Below are 5,804 nucleotides of genomic sequence, written 5' to 3'. Positions count from 1 at the left end.
GTCATTCCGTCACGGTACCTCGCGCGGCCCGTCCGCCCGTGGTATGCCCGGGGGAGTTCCGCCCACCCGCGCAGGCGTCGCTGGTCCGGTGCCGCGGGCGACGAACGGGACCCCCAGCCGCTGGGCAGGCTGGTCTCGCGGATGGCTTCCCAGCTCGGCTGGAACCAGCGCCTGGCCGACGGCCGCGTGTTCGGTCAGTGGTCCTCCCTGGTCGGTGACGAGGTCGCCGAACACGCGCAGCCGGTCTCGCTCAACGACGGTGAACTGACCGTTCGCGCCAGCTCCACCGCCTGGGCCACGCAGCTGCGTTTGCTGCAACGTCAACTACTGGCGAGAATCGCGGCCGGAGTCGGACACGGGGTGGTCACCAGGATGCGTATCCAGGGGCCGACCGCCCCGAGCTGGCGGAAGGGCCCTCGGCACATCCGAGGCCGGGGACCCCGGGACACCTACGGTTGACCGGGCCCCCGGGCGTGTCGGCCACCCGGTCGCGAGGGCGGGGCGAGTGCCCGCCTGAAACGTCGTGACAGGACGTGGCGGGGCACAGGACCGGGCCGGGACTCGCCGGTGTCCGAAATCGTGTCTCTGTGACGCAGCCAGGGGTGTCCTTGATGCCTGTGAGTGCGACTGGCCAAGTAAACTTGGAGAGGCAAAGCCGGATTGAGGCCGGAACGAGTGTCAGCTTCGGGCCCGACGTAGGACCGGACGCGGAAATCGGACGTCACGAGTGTCCGTTGGGCGAGACGAGGAGAAGTCAGGCCGGTGGCAGAGAACAACGAATACAGTGCGTCCTCCATCACGGTGCTCGAGGGCCTGGAGGCGGTCCGCAAGCGCCCCGGCATGTACATCGGTTCGACCGGTGAGCGTGGCTTGCACCATCTGATCTGGGAGGTCGTGGACAACTCCGTCGACGAGGCGATGGCGGGCCATGCCAGTCGCGTCGAGGTCACGCTGCTCGCCGACGGGGGAGTGCGGGTGGTCGACGACGGCCGAGGCATCCCCGTCGACATGCACCCCGTGCACAACCAGCCGACTCTGGAGATCGTGCTCACCCAGCTCCACGCGGGCGGCAAGTTCGACAGCGAGTCCTACGCCGTCTCCGGCGGGCTGCACGGCGTGGGCGTGTCGGTGGTCAACGCGCTCTCCAGCGAACTCGACGTCGAGGTGCACCGCGAGGGCCGGGTCTGGGTGCAGCACTACGACAAGTCGCTGCCCGGCGAACTGATCGAGAAGGGGCCGACCGAGCGCACGGGCACCACCGTGACCTTCTGGGCCGACCCGGACATCTTCGAGACGATCTACTACAGCGCCGAGACCGTCGCGCGCCGGCTACAGGAGATGGCCTTCCTCAACAAGGGGCTGACCATCGTGCTGCGCGACGAGCGGGTCGCCGATGACGAGGACGAGGACGCCACCGGCGCGCAGGCCCAGGTCAAGGAGCGGACCTACCACTATCCGGGTGGCCTCACCGACTTCGTCACCCACATCAACGGCTCGAAGGACCCGATCCACCCCACCGTCGTGGCGTTCGAGGAGCAGGGGGAGGGCCTCGAGGTCGAGGTCGCGATGCAATGGAACAACGGATTCACTCCGTCGGTCTACACCTTCGCCAACACGATCAACACGCACGAGGGCGGCACGCACGAGGAGGGCTTCCGCGCCGCGCTGACCCGCGTGGTCAACGCCTACGCCCGCGACAAGAAGCTGCTCAAGGACAAGGACGCCAACCTCACCGGCGACGACGTGCGCGAGGGCCTCGCGGCCATCATCTCGATCAAGCTGACGGAACCGCAGTTCGAGGGGCAGACAAAGACCAAGCTCGGCAACAGCGAGGCGCGGTCGTTCGTGCAGACGACGTGCAACGAGTGGCTGGCCGACTGGTTCGAGCGCAACCCCAACGAGGCCAAGGTCATCATCAACAAGGCGGTGTCCAGCGCGCAGGCCCGCCTGGCCGCGCGCAAGGCCCGTGACCTGGTGCGCCGCAAGGGCGCGATGGACATCGGCGGCCTTCCCGGCAAGCTCAAGGACTGCCGTTCGACCGACCCCGAGCAGTGCGAGCTCTACATCGTCGAGGGCGACTCCGCGGGCGGCTCGGCCAAGGAGGGACGCGACTCGCGGTTCCAGGCGATCCTGCCGATCCGAGGCAAGATCATCAACGTGGAGAAGGCGCGGATCGACAAGGTCCTCAAGAACAACGAGGTCCAGTCGCTGATCACCGCGCTCGGGACCGGCATCCACGACGAGTTCGACATCTCGAAGCTGCGCTACCACAAGATCGTGCTGATGGCCGATGCCGACGTCGACGGCCAGCACATCCGCACGTTGCTGTTGACCCTGCTCTTCCGCTTCATGCGCCCGCTGGTCGAGCAGGGATACGTCTACCTCGCGTCGCCGCCGCTCTACAAGATCAAGTGGCCGCGCGCCGAGGCCGAGTACGCCTACACCGAGCGGGAGAAGGAAGGGCTGCTGCGCGCGGGCGCCGAAGCGGGCAGGAAGCTGCCGAAGGACGAGGGCATCCAGCGGTACAAGGGGCTCGGCGAGATGAACGCCGACGAGCTGTGGGAGACCACCATGGACCCCGCCAACCGCGTGCTGCTCCAGGTCAGCCTCGACGACGCCGCCACGGCCGACGAACTGTTCTCGGTGCTGATGGGCGAGGACGTCGAGGCGCGCCGTTCGTTCATCACCCGCAACGCCAAGGGCGTGCGTTTCCTCGACGTCTGAGCGTGACCGGCCGCGCGATCCGCCCGCTGACGTCGCTTTCGTGAAAGGACCCACCCAGCCGTGACCGAAACGCTTGAACCGGACCACCGGGGGCGCGTCGAACCTGTTGACATCCAGCAGGAGATGCAGAACTCCTACATCGACTACGCGATGAGCGTCATCGTGTCGCGGGCGCTGCCGGACGTGCGCGACGGGCTCAAGCCCGTGCACCGCCGCGTGCTGTACTCGATGTACGACTCCGGCTTCCGCCCCGACCGGGGATACAACAAGTGCTCCCGCGTGGTCGGCGACGTGATGGGCAACTATCACCCGCACGGCGACTCGGCGATCTACGACGCGCTGGTGCGCCTGGCCCAGCCCTGGTCGATGCGCTATCCGCTGATCGACGGCCAGGGCAACTTCGGCTCTCCGGGCAACGATCCGGCCGCCGCCATGAGGTACACGGAATCCCGCCTCGACCCGCTGGCCATGGAGATGCTGCGGGAGATCGAGGAGGAGACGGTCGACTTCTCCGAGAACTACGACGGCCGCACGCAGGAGCCGGACGTCCTGCCGAGCCGGATTCCGAACCTGCTCGTCAACGGCGGATCGGGCATCGCGGTCGGGATGGCGACGAACATCCCGCCGCACAACCTGCGCGAGGTCGCCGACGGCGTGGTCTGGGCGCTGGACAACCCCGAGGCCGACGACGACGAACTGCTCGCCGCGTTGATGGAACGAATCAAGGGCCCGGACTTCCCGACCCGAGGGCTCATCCTCGGAACCCAGGGCATCGCCGACGCCTACCGCACCGGCCGGGGGTCGGTGCGGATGCGCGCGGTGGTGGAGGTCGAGGAGGACACCAAGGGGCGCACGACTCTGGTCGTCACCGAGCTGCCGTACCAGGTGAACCCGGACAACCTGGTGGAAAGCGTCGCCACGCTGGTGCGGGACGGCAAGCTCACCGGCATCGCCGACATCGCCGACGAGACCAACAGCCGCAGCGGCATGCGCATCGTCATCACGCTCAAGCGTGACGCGGTGGCCAAGGTGGTGCTCAACAACCTTTACAAGCACACCCAGCTCCAGTACAACTTCGGCGTCAACATGCTGGCGCTGGTCGACGGTGTGCCGCGCACGCTGCGGCTCGACCAGATGGTGCGGCACTACGTCGCCCACCAGATCGAGGTCATCGTCCGGCGCACCCGCTACCGGCTGCGCAAGGCGGAGGAGCGGGCGCACATCCTGCGCGGTCTGGTCAAGGCGCTCGATCAGCTCGACGCGGTGATCGCGCTGATCCGGCGCTCGCCGAGCGTGGACGAGGCGCGCACCGGGCTGATGGAGCTGCTCGAGGTCGACGAGGTCCAGGCCACCGCGATTCTCGACATGCAGTTGCGCAGGCTGGCCGCCCTCGAACGGCAGAAGATCGTCGACGAGCTGGCCGATATCGAGGCGAAGATCGCCGATCTCAAGGACATCCTCGACAAGCCGGAGCGGCAGCGTTCGATCGTGCGCTCCGAGCTGACCGAGATCGTCGCGAAGTACGGTGACGAGCGCAGGACGCAGATCATCCCGTTCGACGGAGACGTCTCGGCCGAGGATTTGATCCCGGTGGAGGACGTGGTCGTCACCATCACCCGCACGGGCTACGCGAAGCGGACGAAGACCGATTTGTACCGGTCGCAGAAGCGCGGCGGCAAGGGCGTGCAGGGCGCCACCCTGCGCCAGGACGACATCGTCCAGCACTTCTTCGTGTGTTCGACGCACGACTGGATCCTGTTCTTCACCAACACCGGGCGGGTCTACCGGGCGAAGGCCTACGACCTGCCCGAGGCGAACCGCAGCGCGCGCGGCCAGCACGTGGCCAACCTGCTGGCGTTCCAGCCGGACGAGCGCATCGCGGGCGTGATCCAGATCCGGAACTACGAGGTCGCCCCGTACCTGGTGCTGGCCACGAAGAAGGGTCTGGTCAAGAAGTCCCGGTTGTCCGACTTCGACTCGCCGCGCTCCGGTGGGCTGATCGGCATCAACCTCCGCGAGGGCGATGAGCTGGTCGGTGCGGTGCTGGCGTCCTCCGAGGACGATCTGCTGCTGGTGTCGTCGGACGGACAGTCGATCCGTTTCCACGCCACCGACGAGGCGCTGCGGCCGATGGGCAGGGCCACCTCGGGTGTGCTGGGCATGCGGTTCAACGAGGGGGGCGAGCTGCTCAGCATCAACGTGGTCAAGCCGGACACGTACCTGCTCGTCGCCACCGACGGCGGCTATGGCAAGCGCACCCCGATCGAGGACTACCCCGTTCAGGGGCGCGGCGGTAAGGGCGTGTTGACCATCCAGCACGACACGCGGCGTGGCACGCTGGTCGGTGCGCTGATCGTCGACTCCGACGACGAGTTGTACGCCATCACCTCCAGTGGCGGTGTGATCCGGACGCCCGCGGACGAGGTCCGCAAGGCGGGCAGGCAGACCAAGGGCGTCCGGTTGATGAACCTCGGTGAGGGGAACACTCTGCTCGCCGTGGCACGCAACGCGGATCGCCCGTCGGACGTCCCCGAAGGGGGGTCCGAAGAGGATGTGGCCGCCGACGCGGAGACCGCGACCGAGCCCGGGGCGGACGCGGACGGCGGCGACGTCGGTCAGCAGACTCGTGGTGACGTGGCGGACGGGGAGTAGCCGATGACCAGTGGCCGGGCCAGAGGCGCGCGAGTGACAAGGGACTGACGGTTGTGACACCACCTGACAACACCGAACAAGGCCGCTCGGGCGGGACCACCGACACGTCGGCGGGCGGTAACCCGCCGTGGCAGCGCGTGGCGGGCGACGACGGAGGTGCCACGCAGGGGCCGGGCGGTGAGGGCGACGGCGCGACCACGGGTTCCTCCGGTGCCGCCGGGTCCGGTGCCGTCGGTGCCAGTGGTGATGGTCCGGCCGGTGACGGTTCCGGAGGTGACGGTGCCCCGTCGGCGGACGCGGCCCACGGCACCGGCTCCGCCGCCTACGCCGAAGCGGACACGCAGTGGATGGCCACGCCGTCGTCGACGGACCCGTCCGCGGGCGGCGGCGTGCCGAGCGGTGGGCAGGCCCACCAGCCGTGGCAGACG

At 68.3% G+C, this 5,804-nt stretch carries 3 protein-coding genes and 1 pseudogene; all 4 read left to right on the top strand.

The genetic code is table 11. The features are described from left to right. Positions 1-3 precede the first annotated feature (3 nt). On the top strand, positions 4-459 hold the full coding sequence (locus tag SACSA_RS21350; RefSeq protein WP_083940143.1) for a DciA family protein: 456 nt from the start codon (positions 4-6) through the stop codon (positions 457-459). Positions 460-762: 303 nt separating this feature from the next. Next, complete coding sequence (gene gyrB / locus SACSA_RS0103840) at positions 763-2,724, top strand: DNA topoisomerase (ATP-hydrolyzing) subunit B (RefSeq protein WP_019813651.1); 1,962 nt, start codon at positions 763-765, stop codon at positions 2,722-2,724. A gap of 60 nt (positions 2,725-2,784) precedes the next feature. Next, positions 2,785-5,376, top strand: coding sequence for a DNA gyrase subunit A (gene gyrA / locus SACSA_RS0103835; protein WP_019813650.1), 2,592 nt, complete (start codon positions 2,785-2,787; stop codon positions 5,374-5,376). 53 nt (positions 5,377-5,429) lie between these two features. Further along, positions 5,430-5,804, top strand: a pseudogene (locus SACSA_RS25655) (hypothetical protein); the annotation flags it as partial.

The organism is Saccharomonospora saliphila YIM 90502, assembly GCF_000383795.1.
Lineage (GTDB): Bacteria > Actinomycetota > Actinomycetes > Mycobacteriales > Pseudonocardiaceae > Saccharomonospora > Saccharomonospora saliphila.
This window is presented reverse-complemented; position numbering and strand designations above follow the sequence as displayed.